This window comes from Pseudomonas yangonensis (genome assembly GCF_009932725.1).
Taxonomy (GTDB): Bacteria; Pseudomonadota; Gammaproteobacteria; order Pseudomonadales; family Pseudomonadaceae; genus Aquipseudomonas; species Aquipseudomonas yangonensis.
In genome coordinates this window covers 58041-73873 of record NZ_BLJU01000011.1, presented here as the reverse complement: position 1 = coordinate 73873, position 15833 = coordinate 58041, and the positions used below count along the sequence as shown (strand labels likewise).

Below are 15833 nucleotides of genomic sequence, written 5' to 3'. Positions count from 1 at the left end.
GCCTGTGCTGCTTTACCTCTCTCATCCGATACCGCTAATCCCACGCCGATCGGCGCTTCAGGTGTCCAGAAGTTATCCAGCCAAAAGACGCTAGCTCGTGGCGTGTGTCTGGCGTCAATTTTTAACTGCGCCAAATATCGGGTGGATATTGAAATGCCATCATAAAAGTGGTTAAGTCGCACCACTGTGAGCGGCGGTATTCCGTCATTTTTACATGGAATTGTTTCTTATGCCTTTTTTTTGGCGGTTGCAGGCAGGCGCTCTCGGTTGCGCGGGGTAACCATCATGCAGCAGCTTTTGCACGGTAGCTCATTGTTGGCACGTCCTGGCTTTGTCCAGTATTTCCTTGCTGGAATGCGTCTAGTGCATTGCTGCACCGCAGCGCTGCCCGGCTTGTTGTTGCTGTTGTGGTTATCGGAAGAACTAGCGCTGACGCAGAGTTATAGTGCCGTTCTGTTATTTTTCGGAGTGCTTACGGTCCTGATGTTTCAGGCACTGGGCGTTTATTCAGAAGAGGCCTTCAGCAATCTACTGCGCTTTCGAGTGATGTTTTTCGCTTGGTCGGCGGCCTTCTGCCTGCTGCTGTTCATGCACCAGGCGCTGGAAATGTTCAGTTTCATGGAGGTGCACCTACTTGCTCTATGGTTTTTCGTCAGTTTACTGGCGTTTTTCATGGAGCGTCTGCTTGTGTTGTACCTATTCCGGCAATGGACTGCTGCCGGCCAGTTCCTGCAGAGCGCCGTGATTCTTGGTGGTACCGAAAACGGCTTGCGCTTGGCCGAGCACATGTCGCGTCACTGCGATATTCGCTCCGGTCTAATCGGTTTCATCGATGATCGTATAGGGCGCATGCCGGACACGCTATCAGGCTTGCCGCTGCTGGGTGACAGCCGTGACCTGGAGAGTCTGATCCGTCGCGAGCGGGTCACTCAGGTGCTGGTGGCACTGCCCTGGTCGGCCGAGAACCGCATCGGCCAGATTGTGCGCGAGCTGCGCAAGTTGCCGGTTAACGTCTTGCTGGTGCCGGACATGCTCGCCTTTCGTCATGCGCGTAACCGCATCACCGAGGTAGGCGGGCTGCCCATGTTCAATGTATCGGAGCGCCCGCTGGATGGCTGGTCGCCTCTGATCAAGCGCCTCGAGGATCTGGTGCTGGCGAGCCTGGCGCTGGTACCGGCACTACCGGTGATGGTGCTGGTGGCATTGGCCATCAAGCTCGACTCGCCCGGCCCGGTTCTGTTCCGGCAGAAACGCTACGGCTACAACAATCGCCTGATTGAGGTGTTCAAGTTCCGCTCGATGTACTGCGACCGCGCCGATGCCAACGCCGAGCGCCAGACCACCCGCCACGATGAACGCATCACTCGGGTCGGCCGCTTCATTCGCAAGACTAGCCTCGACGAGCTGCCGCAGCTCTTTAACGTGCTGCTTGGCAGCATGTCCATGGTCGGACCTCGCCCCCATGCCACGGCCACCAAGGCGGCCGGAGTCCTGTTCGAGGAAGCGGTCAAGGAGTATACCGCGCGGCATCGCGTGAAGCCCGGCATCACCGGCTGGGCGCAGATCAATGGCTATCGCGGCGAAACCGATACGCTGGAAAAGATCGAGAAACGTGTCGAGTACGACCTGCAGTACATCGAGAACTGGTCGGTCTGGTTCGACCTGTACATCCTCTTCCGCACCCTGCCTGCGGTCATTTTCACCCGCGAGGCCTACTGATGAGCACGCTGATTCCCTGCATCGTTGCCGGTGGTGCCGGCACCCGTCTGTGGCCGGTATCGCGCGAGGCCATGCCGAAGCCTTTCATGCGTCTGGCCGATGGTCTCAGTCTGCTGCAGAAGACCTTCGAACGCGTCGCTGGCCTGGATGATGTGGCCAGGCTGCTGACGGTGATCAATCGGGAGCTGCTGTTTCGCACCCTGGACGACTACCGGCCGCTGAATCGTGGGCGCCTGGGGCTGGATTTTCTCCTCGAACCTATGGGGCGCAATACGGCACCGGCGATTGCCGCGGCAGCGCTGCACGCCGTTCGTCACTACGGTGAGGAGACGCAGCTGCTGGTGCTGCCGGCCGATCACCTGATTCGTGATCAGGCTGCGTTCGTTTCCGCGGTGGCGCGTGCGCGTGATCTAGCCGAGGCGGGCTGGCTGGTCACTTTTGGTATCCGCCCCGACCATGCGGAGACCGGTTATGGCTATATCCAGCAGGGTGAAGCGTTGGAGAACGGTGGGTATCGCGTAGCCAGTTTCGTCGAGAAGCCCGACCTGCAGACCGCGCAGACGTACTTGGAGGGTGGCGAACATCTCTGGAACGCCGGCATGTTCTGTTTCCGCGCCGACGTTCTGTTGCGCGAACTTCGCGAACATGCGCCGCAGGTCGTCGAGAGTGTGGAGAGATGCCTGGCACTGAGCGGGTCCGTCGAAGGCAAGCAGGGCAAGCAATGTGAGCTGGATGCGGCCAGTTTCGCCGAGGTAACGGATATCTCCATCGACTATGCCCTCATGGAGCGTTCCTCCAGGGTGGCTGTCGTGCCTTGCGACCTGGGCTGGAGCGACATCGGCTCGTGGCAGGCGCTGCGCGAGCTGACGCCAGCGGATGCCAATGGCAACCAGATCATAGGTGAGGCGGTACTGCACAACGTACAGGAATGTTACATCGATTCACCCAAGCGGCTGGTAGGCGCCGTGGGCGTGCATGATCTGGTGGTGGTGGACACGCCAGACGCCCTGCTGGTCGCCGACGCGCGCAGCACTCAGGACGTCAAGTTCATCGCCCAGGAGTTGAAGAAGCGCGGCCACGAGGCCTATCGACTGCATCGTACGGTGACTCGCCCGTGGGGCACCTATACCGTGCTGGAGGAGGGTGCGCGCTTCAAGATCAAGCGCATCATGGTCCGCCCAGGCGAATCGCTGTCGCTGCAGATGCACCACCATCGCAGCGAGCACTGGATCGTCGTCAGTGGCATGGCGCGGGTGGTCAATGGTGAGCGTGATTTCCTGCTCAATACCAACGAGTCGACCTTCATTCCCGCCGGCCACCGCCACCGCCTGGTCAACCCAGGGGTGATCGACCTGGTGATGATCGAGGTGCAGAGCGGCGAGTACCTGGGCGAGGACGACATCGTCCGTTTCAACGATATCTATGGTCGTGCGCCGGTGAGCGAGAAGACCAGCTGATGCGTGTGGCCCTGATCATCCCGACTCGCAACGCTGGCGCTCATCTTGATCGCCTGTTGCCGGCGCTCGCCATGCAGACGCTGCAGCCGGACGAGTTCCTGGTTGTCGACAGCGCCTCGCGTGACGATACGGTGGCGCGCTTTCGCGCTGCTGGTGCGCAGGTCGAGGTGATCGAACCGGCGCAGTTCAATCATGGCGGTACCCGCCGTTGGGCGAGCGAGCAGGTCGACGCGGACGCGCTGATCTACCTGACCCAGGACGCGATTCCGGTCGACGCCGGTACCTTCGCCAACATCATCGCCGACCTGCAGGGCGAGGCCGATATCGGGGTTGCCTATGGGCGACAACTGCCGCACCCGGATGCGGGCCTGCTGGGCGCGCAGTCGCGTCGTTTCAACTATCCGCCGCAGAGCCGCACCAAGCGCATGAGTGATGCACCTGAGTTGGGGATCAAAACCTGTTTCAGCTCAGATTCGTTTTCGGCCTACCGGCGTGACGCGCTGGTCGCCGTGGGCGGCTTTCCCGAGGACGTGATCGGCAGCGAAGACGCCTACGTTGCGGCCCGCATGCTGCTCTGCGGTTATGCCGTGCGTTATGCAGCGACCGCCGAGGTGTATCACTCGCACGATTACAGCGTGCTCGAGGAGTTTCGTCGTTACTTCGATATCGGTGTTTTTTACGGACGTGAGCGCTGGATCAGGCAGGCGTTCGGTTCGGCCGGTGGCGAAGGCATGCGTTATGTGAAGGCCGAGATGGCAGCGCTGCGCGCGGCCGGCTGCCTCTACCGTTTGCCCGAAGTCTTTCTGCGCAGTGCGATGAAGCTGGCTGGTTACCGTCTTGGTCAGGTGGAAATGTCTTTGCCATCAACCCTCAAGCGTCGCGTCAGTATGTTTTCCGGGTACTGGCGTTAGCCCCTACTTTGCTACAGGAAGTTCGATAAATGAAACATGTGATCTTGTTGTTATCCGTCGTGATGCTGGGGGCATGCACCACACCTGCGAGGGTTATGCTGCCTGATACGGACACCATAGAGGCCGGGCAGCAGGCGCTCGATCAGCTTGCCCTGGTGCCGCCACCGCAAGAGCGTGTGCGGGTGGGCGATACGTTACGCATCGTCCGCGATGCCGGTGAGATGCCGACGTTATCTGCCTTCAATGTCAGCACCATCTACGAGCTGACGCTGTTCACCGTACTCAATGACGGTTCAATCTATTACCCGTTCATCGGCAACGTGCAGGCGGCGCGTCGCACGCCCGGCGAAATCGCCGAATCCCTCACCGAGCGGCTTAAGGAGGTCTACCGCCAGCCCAAGGTAACGGTGAACATCAACAACGCGCCGGGCAATACCGTTTTCGTCGGTGGTGCGGTGCGCAATCCCTCGGCCGTGCCGATTCCGGCGGCCAACAACATCCAGCAGGCCATCATCGGGGCCGGTGGCGTGCTTCCCACGGCGGACAGCCGCAAGGTCGCCTTGCTGCGAGAGGATTCCGAGGGGGCCTATCACGCCTATTTCCTCGACTACAGCCAACTGCTCGTCACCGGAGAGCACGGGCGCAAGACAGTCGGGCTGCAGCGCGGCGATATCGTCTTCGTGCCCAAGTCGGCGGTCGGCGAGCGAATCGAGGGCGTGGACGTCTATCTGAACCAGCTCATTCCTTTTACCAAGTCGATGGGAATCGGCGCCAGTTACACAATCAATCGCTGAGGAGCGACACACTCATGATCGAAATTCGTTCCTTTCGCGACCTGCTGCGTCTGCTGTTTATATTCTTGCGAGAATTCAAGTGGGCGATGGGGATAACCCTGGTTGTGATCCTGCTGGGCGCATTCCTGCTGCCCGCCAAATACGAGTCCAATGCGCGATTGCTGGTGAAGCCGGGGCGTGATGCTGCCTTACCGCTGGAAATCAGCGATCGCCAGGCTATGGTGATGCCCATCAGCCAGCGTGATCCGATTGTCGACGAAGAGCGCATGCTCACCGGCCGGCCGATCGTCCGCGAGGTGGCTGAGCATTACCTGGAAGTGCTGGCCAACCAGCCGCCTCCGCCGTGGGTATGGAAGCGCATTAAATATGAAGTGAAGCGCGTTGTCGGTGCGGTTATCGATGGGGTGCGCACGGTCTTCGAAACCATCGGCGTGATCGAGGAACAGACCGACGTCGAGCGTCTGGCACGTGCCTTGGAGAAGAACTTCGAAGTCGACCATGCGCTGGGCTCGAGCGTTATGGAGATTCGCTTCACCTGGAACGAGCCGGATGTGGCGCAAGCCATTGTCGAGCACTGGATCGAAATCTATCAGCGCCAGCGTACCGATGCGCTTGGCCGAAAGAGCCTGTTCACGTTCTACGAAGCGCAGAGTGCGGCCAGCGCCCTGCAGATCAAGAGCTACAAGGAACAATTGCTGCAGAAGATGACCGGGCTCGGCGCCGCCAGCATCACCGACCGTTTGGAGGACCTGTCGGAGCGTATCAACATCCTGCGTGGCGAACGCTTCAATACCCAGCGCCTGATCAGTTCTTCGGACAGCGTTCTGGAAAACACTCGCAATCAACTGAAGGGGCTGCCTCAGGAGGTCGTAACGGTTCGTCAGATCGCCCTGAACCCGGCCCAGCAGGACCTGCGTCGTCTGCTCAATCAGAAGCGTCTCGAGCGCGTCGATATGCTGCGCACCTATATGACCTCCGCCGAGCCCGTGCGGGCGCTCGACGAGTCGATCGCCTCGCTGGAGAAGCAGGTGGCCGATGAGGGGGATACGGTGCAGAGCTCCGAGGACCGTGCCCCTAATACGCTGTCCATTCACCTGCAGCGTGTTCTGCTCGACGAAACCAGCAATAACAAGGCATTGCGCGCTCAGCTCGCGGCTCAGGAATCTCAACTGCATGAACTCGAGGCGCAGCGCAACGAGGCGATGCGCGAGGAGCCTGAAGTGGCTCGCCTGCAGCGTGAGCTGGATGCGGCAGAGAAGAACTATGTGCTCTATACCGACAGCTTGGAGAAGTCTCGGATTGATCGCGAACTGGACAACAGCCAGATCAGCAACATCGCAGTCATCGAGGCCGCGACGCTAAACCCTGCCCGGGTCTTCCCCAAGACGCTGGTGATGTTGCTGCTGGCTTTGCCATTCTCGGCGCTGGTGGGCTTGCTGGTGGTCTATGTGTGCTACCTGCTGGATCAGCGCATCCATGATGGCGGCCTAGTGGAGTCGCGCTTTGGCCTGCCCCTGTGGACGACGCTTCCCGAGCGGAACAATTCCAGTGCCCAGACTAGCAATGCCTTCGCTGCCAGTGTCTACCGGCTGTATGGTTTCATGCCGCTCAAGCGCATCGCCAGCGATGGTTTGATGCTTGGCCTGACCTCAGCACGTCATGGCGAAGGGGTCGGCTTCGTCATCGAGCAGATGCGTCAGTTGCTTGAAGAGAATGGCCTTAATGTACGCGTAGGCGGCGCAGAGCCGGCCCAACCCGGCGAGGTCGTGCTGCTCGATGCGTCTGCTCTGCTCGACAGCCGCGAGGCATTTGTCACGCTGCGCCGCGCGGACATGATCGCGCTGGTGGTAGAGGCACGACAAAGCTCCATTCCAGTGGTCCAGCACGTGCTGTCGATTCTCACCACCGCGTTCGGCAAGGTGGACGGCATCATCATCAACCGTCGCTGCTTCGAGGTGCCGGGCAAGGTTCTGAAAGTGATTGATCGTTTCCGAGGCGCGTTCTGATGCGCATTGCCCTGCTGGCGCCGTTGCCCCCCGAGAAGAACGGCATTGCCGATTACGCGGGGCATTTCAAGGCGGCGCTGGAAGCCGGCGGGGTCGAAGTACTGACCCCGCTGGCCGGGTGTGGCGCAGAGCCGGGGGCCGTCAACGCCCGGGTGTCATCCTTCGACTGGAGCGGCGTCGATCTGGTTCATGGCGAGCTTGGCGGTGGGCGTCTGCGTGAGTTCCACGCGCTGGAGCTGCTGCGCATGCGCTATCCCGCGCTGCCGTTGACGGCGACCATCCACGATCCCGAGCGCCTGGTATGGCGTCAGGCGAAGTTGCCCCGCGTCCTGGCCTGGACGGAACGCTTTCCGGGCCTGCTGCAGCAGGCGGCGGTGGTGCTGAATGACCCGTTCACGTTGCGTCAGGAGCGCAAGCTGGCGCACGGCATGAATCGTCTGTTCACCCTGACCGGGCTCGGTGCATCCTGCCTGCGCCAGCGCATGGGGCTTGCCGACGGGCGGGTCGCCGTGGTCCCGCACGGCAATCTCGACATAGCGCCGGCTGCCCTGCCGGAGCTGGATGTGATGCGTCTGCTGTATTTTGGCTTCATCTACCGGGGCAAGGGCATCGAGGATCTTCTGCAGGCCCTGGCCAGGGTTCTGCAGGCCGACGAGTCGCTGCACGGACGCCTGCGCCTCACGCTCGCTGGTGGTACCGCAGCCGAGATGGCATTTGGCGGGCGTAATGATTACCTCGACGAGCTTCGCGAGTTGATCGGTCGCCTTCAACTGCAGGACAGCATTGATTGGCGCCTTGACCTGCCACGCGAGGAAATCGCCCAGGTCATTCAGCAGCACCATGTCATGGTTCTACCGTACCGGGAGTCGCAGAAGCTGCGCATCCTGGGTGAGCAACGTGGCACCAGTGGTGCACTTTCCTGGGCTGCGGCCTGCGGTCGTGGGGCGATTACCTCGGACGCCAGGGCATTTGCCGAAGAGGTCAGTAGCGGAAACGGCATGACCTATGCTCAGGGAAATGTCGAGGCGCTCGCGCAGGCGTTGCAGGGTATCGCTCGTCAGCCACAACTGGCTGCGGCCTGGGCGGACCGGGCAAGCTCGATCGGGCGTGAGCGCCGGTGGAGCAGTGTTGGGCGGCGTTTTCACGAGCACTTCGACGAACTGTGCAGACAGGAGCCGATGCTATGAGAAAGATAGCCACCGCCTTGATGATCGTTCTGCTTGGAAGCCTGTTGTTGTGGGGGATGCGGGTGGACGCTCAGATGCACGCGCTCAAGGCGCCGCGTGAGGTCGTCTGGAAGGATTTCCTGGGCGTGAATGCACAGTTCCTGTGGTTCAGCCCGGAGCGGTACAACCAGCAGATGGAGCGTTTGAAGGCGCTTGGTCTGCAATGGGTGCGCCTTGATCTGCATTGGGACCAACTCGAACTGGCTGAGGACCAATATAATGTAGCGGCCCTGGATGTACTGGTGCGTGATCTGGAGCGCCAGCAGCTCAAGTCCGTTTTCTATCTGGTGGGCTCGGCCCGTTTCATCACTACCGCCCCGCCGGAGTCTCCGTACCAAGATCAGTATCCGCCGCGCGACCCGGAGGTTTTCGCCCAGCGCATGGCGCTGCTGGCCATGCGTTACCCCAGTGTCGATGCCTGGCAGGTCTGGAACGAACCGAATCTGATTGGTTTCTGGCGCCCCGAGGCAGATGCGGCCGGCTACGCCCGCCTGCTCGAAGCCAGTACCAGGGCTCTGCGCAGCGTCGCCCCCGACAAACCGGTGGTGGGCGCCGGGCTGGCATTCTTCAGCGATCTGCCCGGTGGCGCGAGCATGTTCGAGCAGCTCGGCCAACTGGGTGTGCAGCGGCTGAACACCATCGTTGCCTATCACCCCTACACCCAGCTGCCGGAAGGCAACACGCGTGGCAGCAACGATTTCGCTCTGCGCACACGCGAGCTCAACGATGTATTGCGCCGTTCCGGTGTACCCGCCATCTGGGCGACGGAGTGGGGGTGGTCCAGCTATTCGGGGCCCAAGGAGGCTCAGGACATCATCGGCCGAAACGGCCAGGCCGATTACGTTCTGCGGCGTCTGGCCTTGATGAGTACGCAGGATTTCGACCGGGTTTTTCTCTTCACCCTCAATGACCTCGACACCCGTGCAACCGTCAGGGACCGTGACTATGGGTTGCTTGATCTTGAAGGTAATCCCAAGCCTGTCTACCTGGCGCTGCAACGGTTCCTGAAAATCACCGGGCCGCGCCTGGTACCCGCCGAGTCCCCGCAGATCGCAAAGAAGATCGACGGGCTGTACAACATCGCCTGGAAGGACGAGAAGGGACGGAGCCTGCTGATGTTCTGGGCGGAGAAGGGCGCTGAGCTTGAGCTTCCGGGAGTCACCCGCGCCGTTCTCCACGATCCGCTCACGGGGCGCGAAACGGCGCTCGGCAATGGCAGCTGGGTGAAGGTGAAGACCAAACCGTCGCTGCAGATACTGACCTGGGACTGAACCTAGATGCGTTTATTGTGGGTTCTCCCTTATTCGCCCTGGCCCACCACCAGCGGTGGCAAGACCCGCCAGTACAATCTGCTGCGCAGTCTGGCCGAACGTGGGCACCGCATCACGTTGCTGGTGCAGAGCAAGCAACCACTGAGCGCCGACGACCGGGCGATGCTCGAGCCTTTGCTCGAGCAACTGATCGTCGTGCCGCGCCGCCCGCTGCGCAGCTTCGCAAGTCTGTTTGTGGCGCTGTTCGCGCCAGCCCCTCTGCTGGCTGGTGTGAATGGTTATGCCCCACGCATGCAGGCCGCGTTCGTCGAGTTGCTGCAGCAGCGATGGGATGTCGTGCAGGTGGAGCACAGCTATACCATCGAGCCGTTGCGAAAGCCGCTCCGTGAACAGCGGCAGCCGTTCGTGCTGACCGAGCACAATGTCGAGTCATCGCTGGGGGCGGCCACCTATTCCCGCTTTCCGACCTGGGCGCGGCCGTTCGTCTGGTTCGACCAATGGCGTTACCGGCGCTGGGAGCGCCAGGTGCTCAGGCAGGCGGCACGTGTGGTCGCCGTGACCGAAGCGGATGCGGCCGTGATGCAGCGCCTGACTGGGCAACCGGTGGCCGTGGTGGTGAATGGCGTGGACTGTGCGCAGTTCGCTGGCGCAACGCCCGACAATGCTTGCCAGAGGATCCTGTTTCTCGGCAATTACGAGTACTCGCCAAACGTCGATGCCGTGCAGTGGGCGCTGGATGAGATCATGCCGCTGCTGTGGCAACGCAACCCGCGTGCGGTCATCAGCATCTGCGGGCATGCGCTGCCGGCCCAATGGCCAGAGCGCTGGCCTGACAAGCGAATCGAGTGGCAGGGGTTCGTCAGCGACCTCCCGGCGCTGCAGTCGCAGTCGTCGGTGTTTCTTGCCCCGTTGCGCCACGGCGGTGGCTCGAAGCTCAAAGTGCTGGAGGCCCTTGCCGCCGGTCTGCCGCTGGTAAGTACCGCGCAGGGGGTGTCCGGCCTGGCGCTGGAGCCGGGGCGCGACTATTTGGCTGGCGAGACGGCGCAGCAACTGGCCGTGGCGTTGTCCGAGGTGCTGGACCAGCCGGCGGATGCCGCGCGACTCGGCCAGGCCGGGCGCGAGTATGTCCGCGTCCATCACGACTGGGCGGTCGCTGCCAGTCAGGTGGAGGCCATCTACGAAGACCTGGCGCGCCAGCCGATATCGGAGGCGTCATGCGCATAGGCCTCGACTATCGGATGGTGGCGTCTGCGCCGATGTCGGGTATCAGTCGTCAGGTGCTGGCGATGGAGCGCGTGCTGCGCGAACTTCCCGATGTAACCCTCACCCGCTATGCCGTCGCGCCGTCAGGAGCCGATCTGCGCCAGCAGGTCTGCTGTCCGCCCTGGGATTGCGCCTCGGCTTCGATGCACCAGCCTCACAACCGGCTGCGCTTCGAGGCCTGTTTTCTGCCAGGCGAACTGCGCACGCAGGGTATCGATCTGTACATCGCGAACTTCAACATGGGTCTGCCCCTGCCTCCGCGTCCCAAGGGCACGCGTTACGCGCTGTTGCTGCACGATCTGTTTCAGATCACGCTCAAGAATTACCACGCCAATGCTTTCAAGGCTGCGGTCTACCGTGCCTGTGACCGCCTTTCGATCAGCTATGCGGTGCGGACGGCCGATCAAATCTGGACCCCTTCGCGCTTCACGGCCGACGAGGCGGTGCGGTTGTTTCCTGGCGTGGCCGACAAGGTTCGGGTACTGCCCAACCTGGTCGAAGGTTTCAGTGGGCAACCTGCGGCGCTTACCCGGCCATTGCCTTCACGTTACTGGCTGGTGGTGGGCACGCGGGAGTTGCGCAAGAACATTCCATGGTTCGTCGAAGCCTGGGCGCAGGCCAGGCGTGAGTCTGCTGAAATTCCTGATCTGGTGATGGTCGGCAGCCTGGACCACTTGCCTCAGGCGCAGCGTGACCTGCCAGGCCTGCATGCCTTGTCGGGACTCGATGATGCGCAGCTTCACGCCGTGTATGCGCGAGCGCAGCGGCTCTGGCAGCCCTCATACGCCGAAGGATTCGGTCTGCCGGTTGTCGAGGCCCTGAGCCTGGGTGTGCCGGTGGCCGTGGCTCGCGGCTCCTCCCTCGACGAGGTGGCGCCTGCGATCAGCCCGCGTTTTTCGCCCAGTGATGGGCCGGCACTGGTGCAGCTCATGCTGGGGCTGTCTGCGGAGCCGGCCGAGGACCCACAACTGTTGCGTCAGTGGGCTGAGCGATTCGGCCCGGCAACCTATCGTAATCGCCTGATCGAATTGATCGCGGAAGTGAGTTCGTAATGCCAGGAAAGCTAATTGCCATCGTAGTTGGCGTCGTATTTGGTGCGCTGCTGCTGTTTCTGTCCCCGGTCAAGGCCGTGGCGGCCGTCTTCGCGGTGGCGGTGGCCCTGAGCGTACTGCGCTTTCCGCTGTGGGGGCTGCTGCTGTTCGCGCTGCTTGCCACCTTCATGCCCTACGCGACGGTCAACCTGGGAATTCGTACCACGGTCAGCGAGGCGCTGCTGGCGCTGACCTGGGGTGCCTTGCTGTGGCAGGCGTTCATCTCCCCGGCCTCCCGGGTCGCGGTCACCGGCACCACCGAGCGCTGGCTCATGGTGCTGATGCTGTTCAGTATCCTGCCCTTCGTGGTGGGGCAGCTCACGACACAAGGCACCGCCAGCGGTCTGTCCAACTGGCTGCGCTGGTTGCTCAACCTTTCCGTCGTGTTCCTCGCTGCCAAGCTGCTGCAGGAGCGCAAAAACCGGGAGTTGCTGGTTGTCTGCCTGTTGCTCGGCACGTTGGCGATGCTGCTCCTGTCGATCGCGGTATTCCTGAGGACCCGCTCGGCTTCCGGCATGCTGCCGGTGCTGACGTTCTTCAGTTACGGAAACCTGGATATGCTCGGCTTCGCCCTGAATGCGCTTTCATCGCGCATGGGCTCGCCCTGGATGCACCCCAATGCCACGGGCGGCATCATGGCGCTGTTGTTGCCCCTGGCGCTGTGTTTTGGCCTTGCCAATGAAGGCTGGCGGCGCTGGCTGGGGCTGTGCGTCGCCTTGCTGGGGGCTGCGGCACTGCTGCTGTGCAGTTCGCGCGGGGCGATGCTGAGCCTGACCGTGGTACTGATCTGGATGGCGGGACGGCGAGTTCCCTATACCGGTCGCCTGTTGATGCTCGGTGCCGTGCTTGTCGTTGCGCTGGTGATGAGTTACCCGCCTCTGCAGGAACGCCTGGCGACGATCTTCTCCTCGGATAACGCCAGTACACAGGAGCGATTCGACGAATACCGGATGTTCCCCAGGGCGGTGCTTGCCTACCCGTTCGGTCTGGGCTTCAAGCTGGAGCCGCCTATCGAAGGCACTGACCTGATCGGCATCTCCAACCTGTGGCTCAACTTCATGTACAAGCTGGGGCTTGGCGGCATGCTGTTGTTCATCGCCGCCACCTGGTGCTGGTGGCGCGAGAGCCGGCCTGAGCAGGGGGATATCGTGCTGACGCGGGACAATGCGATATGGCTGGGTAGCCTGGGTGGTGTGCTGGCAGCGCTGATAAGCGGTCTGTTCGACCATTACTTCAGCTTCGCGGTGGTGATGATCGGCCTGTTCTGGTTGCTGGTGGGTATCAATCTGCTGGAGGCAAGGCGGCTGTTCCCTGCTCGCAAGCTCCATCGCGGATTGCAGCGCCAGCGCCTGGGTGTCGTGGTCAACGAGCGAGGCTGAGGGCGACCATGCTTGGCTCCGCCGCGTCGCTCACCCTGGTTACCCTGTTCGGCCTGGCGCTGGGCTTTGCCCGTGAGTGGCTGCTGGTCAGCGCATGGGGCGCTGGCGCGCAGAGCGATGCCTTCCTTGTCGCACTGTTTCTGCCGGAGGCGGTTCGCATGTCGCTGGCCGGTGGGCTGCTCAGTGCCGCTGCGTTGCCTCTTTATCTGGCCGAGGACGAGCTGGGGCGTCGTCGCTGGATGGGGGCGCTGTTGCCGCAGCTTGCGTTGATCGGTCTGGCCGCCGCGCTGCTGGTAGTCGTTACGGCTCCATGGATTGTCGGTGTGATCGGCCTGGGCCTGAGCGATACCGGGCAGGTCCAGGCAGGTGACACCTTGCGGCTGCTCGCGTGGTGCATACCGGGTTTCGTGCTGCATGCGCTGCTCAGTGTGCCGCTGCAGGCCAGCGAGCGCTTCGTGATGGCGGGATTGGGCTCGGTGCTGTTCAACGCACCGCCCGTGATCTATCTGGCAAGCATGGGGGCGCAAAGCAGTGTCTCCGGTGTAGCCGAGGCCTGCGTGCTAGGCAGCGTGCTGATGGCCGGCTCGCTGCTGCCCTGGCAATGGAAACAGGGCTGGAGGCCATGGCGCAGCAACGGCTCCTTGCAGGCACTTCGGCTACTGGGGCGGCGCATGTTGCCGTTGGTTGGCAGCAACGCGGCGAGCCAGGGGCTTGCCCTGCTTGAGCGTTCAGTCGCGTCGCTGCTCGGGGAGGGCGCTGTTACCTGGGTCAACCTGGCCCGCAAGCTGGTGAACCTTCCGCTGGTGGCATTGATGAGCCTCAATCAGGTGCTGCTGGGCCTGATGAGCAGCCGAGCCGATACGCAGCGTATTCCGCTGCTCAGACGTGGGGTCGAGACGGCAAGCCTGCTCGCGTTGCCGGCCGGCATCGGCCTGGTGGGCGCCGCCCCTGCGCTGGTGGCATTGCTGCTGCCGTCATCGCTGGGGGCTGATCCGCTACCGGCGCTGCTTGCCTGGTTTGCCCTGCCGCTGGTGTTCGGTTGTTGGAATGCCTTGCTCGCCCGTTATGCTTATTCAGTCGGCGACACGGTTCAGCCGCTGTACTGCGAACTTCTGGGCAGCGGCGTCAACGCGCTGTTGTTGCTGGCGCTGCCCTGGTGGCTGGGGTTGGCTGGTATACCGCTGGCAGCCGTGGCAGGCGTGCTGGTCACGGCCCTGGCGCTCATGCGCCGCCAGGCGCTTCTGGGCCATTTGGCCTGGGTGCGGTACTGGCTGTGTGCGGGCTTGTTGCTGGGTATCAGCGCAGGAGGTCTTTTCGGCGTGGCAGACACCTGGTTGCAACTGGGGCTGACTACGCTATTCGCGGCGGCGACGCTCGCCGGCATGGCATTGATGCTGCGGCCCTGGCGTGCCGCCTGAGCGGTGCGGGTACGTCTCACGAACACACACGAACAGTCAGAGCCCCGTAGCGGGCTTTCTTAAAGGGGAAGCAGGGTGGAGCAGCGCTGGATTCAGATGGATATCGCCAAGGGAGTGGGTATCCTGATCATTGTGTTCGGGCATGGATGGTTCGTGGCCAGCTCGCCGGATTTTCTCTATCCGCTGCTGGCGTCCTTCATTCTGCCGCTGTTTTTCTTTCTCTCCGGGGTTTTCTTCAAAACCACTGGTACCTTCGCTGAAACGGCTATTGGCAAGGCCGATGCCCTGCTCAAACCTTTCTTCTTCACGATGTTGTTGTATGTCGTGGTGCGTGATGTGTTGCGAGGGCAGCCCCTGCTACCGGATATCGGAGGCTTGTTCTATGCCTCGGTCAGCACACTGCCCTGGCAAGCATTGTGGTTCCTGCCGCACTTCTGGCTGGCAATTCTATACAGCTGGTTGTTGTTGCGCCTGCTTGAGTCGTTGCGGTGCCCTGCTCTGATCATGTGGCTTGTCGTGGTCGTTCAGATGCTGCTGGGAATCTGGCTGCTTGGCTGGTCGTGGCATTCGCCGGTCACCTTTTTGGGCCACTCCTATAGCATACCTGGGCTGCCGTTCAGTGCCGATGTTGTTTTTATCAGTAGCGCATACTTCTTGCTTGGCTATCTGTTACGCTCGGCTCTGCGTGCACATAAAACCTCGGTGATAGGTCTATTAGTCAGCGTCGTATTGTTCGGCATGATTTTCTTTTTTCATCCCGTGACTATGGATTTGGCGCAACGACGTTATGATCATTGGCTGTGGACCACGTTGTTGGCAGTTCTGGGGGTGTATATCTGTTGGGCGTTGTCAGGTCTGATGACACATTGGGGCTGGCTTTCCAAAGCTATGACATATATCGGGCAATCGACTCTGGTTATCCTGATCTTCCATGGTGAGATTCAAAACAAAAGCTTCGCCTTGCTGAGATGGTTCTCTGTTCCTGACCATTTAGGTGCTGCTATTGCGCTTGTGTTTACCGTGATTGCTTCCTTGCTGATTGGTGAATTTATTAAGCGATTTAGCTTTTTGCGTGTGATGTATTTGCCTGTTTGGAAGAAAAAGAATAAGAAAAAATTGAAAAAGACGACAGCCAGTCAGGTCTCAGAGTAAGAGAAGGGTTTTTTAATATTACGGTTGGATTTGAGTTGCTCCGGCTTTTTAGGTTTATTTGTTTAGGTCAGGCCGCCAAGGCCTGACCTGTTTGTTGTTTTGTTACTAGCGGGGTTGGGTTCGCCTCCACAGGCGAAGTTATCGTT

General features: G+C 61.3%; 12 protein-coding genes. All 12 read left to right on the top strand.

Annotated features, from left to right (window positions below):
- Positions 1-285 precede the first annotated feature (285 nt).
- The 12 genes from GYB81_RS14330 (at position 286) to GYB81_RS14275 (ending at position 15687) form a co-directional block, all read left to right on the top strand.
- A complete protein-coding gene (locus GYB81_RS14330; protein ID WP_161866212.1) occupies positions 286-1719 on the top strand; it encodes an undecaprenyl-phosphate glucose phosphotransferase in 1434 nt (477 codons plus the stop codon).
- A complete protein-coding gene (locus GYB81_RS14325; protein WP_161866185.1) occupies positions 1719-3176 on the top strand; it encodes a mannose-1-phosphate guanylyltransferase/mannose-6-phosphate isomerase in 1458 nt (485 codons plus the stop codon). The genes GYB81_RS14330 and GYB81_RS14325 overlap by 1 nt, the downstream gene beginning before the upstream one ends.
- Positions 3176-4087, top strand: coding sequence for a glycosyltransferase family 2 protein (locus GYB81_RS14320; protein WP_161866184.1), 912 nt, complete (start codon positions 3176-3178; stop codon positions 4085-4087). The genes GYB81_RS14325 and GYB81_RS14320 overlap by 1 nt, the downstream gene beginning before the upstream one ends.
- Positions 4088-4116: 29 nt before the next feature.
- A complete protein-coding gene (locus GYB81_RS14315; protein ID WP_003464321.1) occupies positions 4117-4881 on the top strand; it encodes a polysaccharide biosynthesis/export family protein in 765 nt (254 codons plus the stop codon).
- A gap of 14 nt (positions 4882-4895) precedes the next feature.
- Entirely contained in the window at positions 4896-6887 is a 1992-nt protein-coding gene (locus GYB81_RS14310; RefSeq protein WP_161866183.1) for a GumC family protein, read from the top strand.
- Positions 6887-8074 (top strand): glycosyltransferase, encoded by a 1188-nt coding sequence (locus tag GYB81_RS14305; RefSeq protein ID WP_161866182.1) that lies wholly within the window; start codon positions 6887-6889, stop codon positions 8072-8074. Before GYB81_RS14310 ends, GYB81_RS14305 begins: the two co-directional genes overlap by 1 nt.
- Positions 8071-9384, top strand: coding sequence for a GH39 family glycosyl hydrolase (locus tag GYB81_RS14300; RefSeq protein ID WP_161866181.1), 1314 nt, complete (start codon positions 8071-8073; stop codon positions 9382-9384). The genes GYB81_RS14305 and GYB81_RS14300 overlap by 4 nt, the downstream gene beginning before the upstream one ends.
- Before the next feature lie 6 nt (positions 9385-9390).
- Positions 9391-10608, top strand: a complete 1218-nt coding sequence (locus GYB81_RS14295) for a glycosyltransferase family 4 protein (protein WP_161866180.1) — start codon at positions 9391-9393, stop codon at positions 10606-10608.
- Complete coding sequence (locus GYB81_RS14290; RefSeq protein ID WP_161866179.1) at positions 10599-11699, top strand: glycosyltransferase family 4 protein; 1101 nt, start codon at positions 10599-10601, stop codon at positions 11697-11699. The genes GYB81_RS14295 and GYB81_RS14290 overlap by 10 nt, the downstream gene beginning before the upstream one ends.
- On the top strand, positions 11699-13117 hold the full coding sequence (locus GYB81_RS14285; RefSeq protein WP_161866178.1) for an O-antigen ligase family protein: 1419 nt from the start codon (positions 11699-11701) through the stop codon (positions 13115-13117). Before GYB81_RS14290 ends, GYB81_RS14285 begins: the two co-directional genes overlap by 1 nt.
- An 8-nt stretch (positions 13118-13125) precedes the next feature.
- Complete coding sequence (locus GYB81_RS14280; RefSeq protein WP_161866177.1) at positions 13126-14535, top strand: lipid II flippase MurJ; 1410 nt, start codon at positions 13126-13128, stop codon at positions 14533-14535.
- Between the two features lie 75 nt (positions 14536-14610).
- The gene (locus GYB81_RS14275; RefSeq protein WP_161866176.1) at positions 14611-15687 is read left to right on the top strand and encodes an acyltransferase family protein; all 1077 of its coding nucleotides are present in this window, start codon (positions 14611-14613) and stop codon (positions 15685-15687) included.
- Positions 15688-15833: the final 146 nt, after the last annotated feature.

What these genes read in the sequence shown, in the direction of transcription:
- GYB81_RS14330 (WP_161866212.1), top strand. Translation starts at nt 286, where the DNA reads ATGCAGCAGCTTTTGCACGGTAGCTCATTGTTGGCACGTCCTGGCTTT.
- GYB81_RS14325 (WP_161866185.1), top strand. Translation starts at nt 1,719, where the DNA reads ATGAGCACGCTGATTCCCTGCATCGTTGCCGGTGGTGCCGGCACCCGT.
- GYB81_RS14320 (WP_161866184.1), top strand. Translation starts at nt 3,176, where the DNA reads ATGCGTGTGGCCCTGATCATCCCGACTCGCAACGCTGGCGCTCATCTT.
- GYB81_RS14315 (WP_003464321.1), top strand. Translation starts at nt 4,117, where the DNA reads ATGAAACATGTGATCTTGTTGTTATCCGTCGTGATGCTGGGGGCATGC.
- GYB81_RS14310 (WP_161866183.1), top strand. Translation starts at nt 4,896, where the DNA reads ATGATCGAAATTCGTTCCTTTCGCGACCTGCTGCGTCTGCTGTTTATA.
- GYB81_RS14305 (WP_161866182.1), top strand. Translation starts at nt 6,887, where the DNA reads ATGCGCATTGCCCTGCTGGCGCCGTTGCCCCCCGAGAAGAACGGCATT.
- GYB81_RS14300 (WP_161866181.1), top strand. Translation starts at nt 8,071, where the DNA reads ATGAGAAAGATAGCCACCGCCTTGATGATCGTTCTGCTTGGAAGCCTG.
- GYB81_RS14295 (WP_161866180.1), top strand. Translation starts at nt 9,391, where the DNA reads ATGCGTTTATTGTGGGTTCTCCCTTATTCGCCCTGGCCCACCACCAGC.
- GYB81_RS14290 (WP_161866179.1), top strand. Translation starts at nt 10,599, where the DNA reads ATGCGCATAGGCCTCGACTATCGGATGGTGGCGTCTGCGCCGATGTCG.
- GYB81_RS14285 (WP_161866178.1), top strand. Translation starts at nt 11,699, where the DNA reads ATGCCAGGAAAGCTAATTGCCATCGTAGTTGGCGTCGTATTTGGTGCG.
- GYB81_RS14280 (WP_161866177.1), top strand. Translation starts at nt 13,126, where the DNA reads ATGCTTGGCTCCGCCGCGTCGCTCACCCTGGTTACCCTGTTCGGCCTG.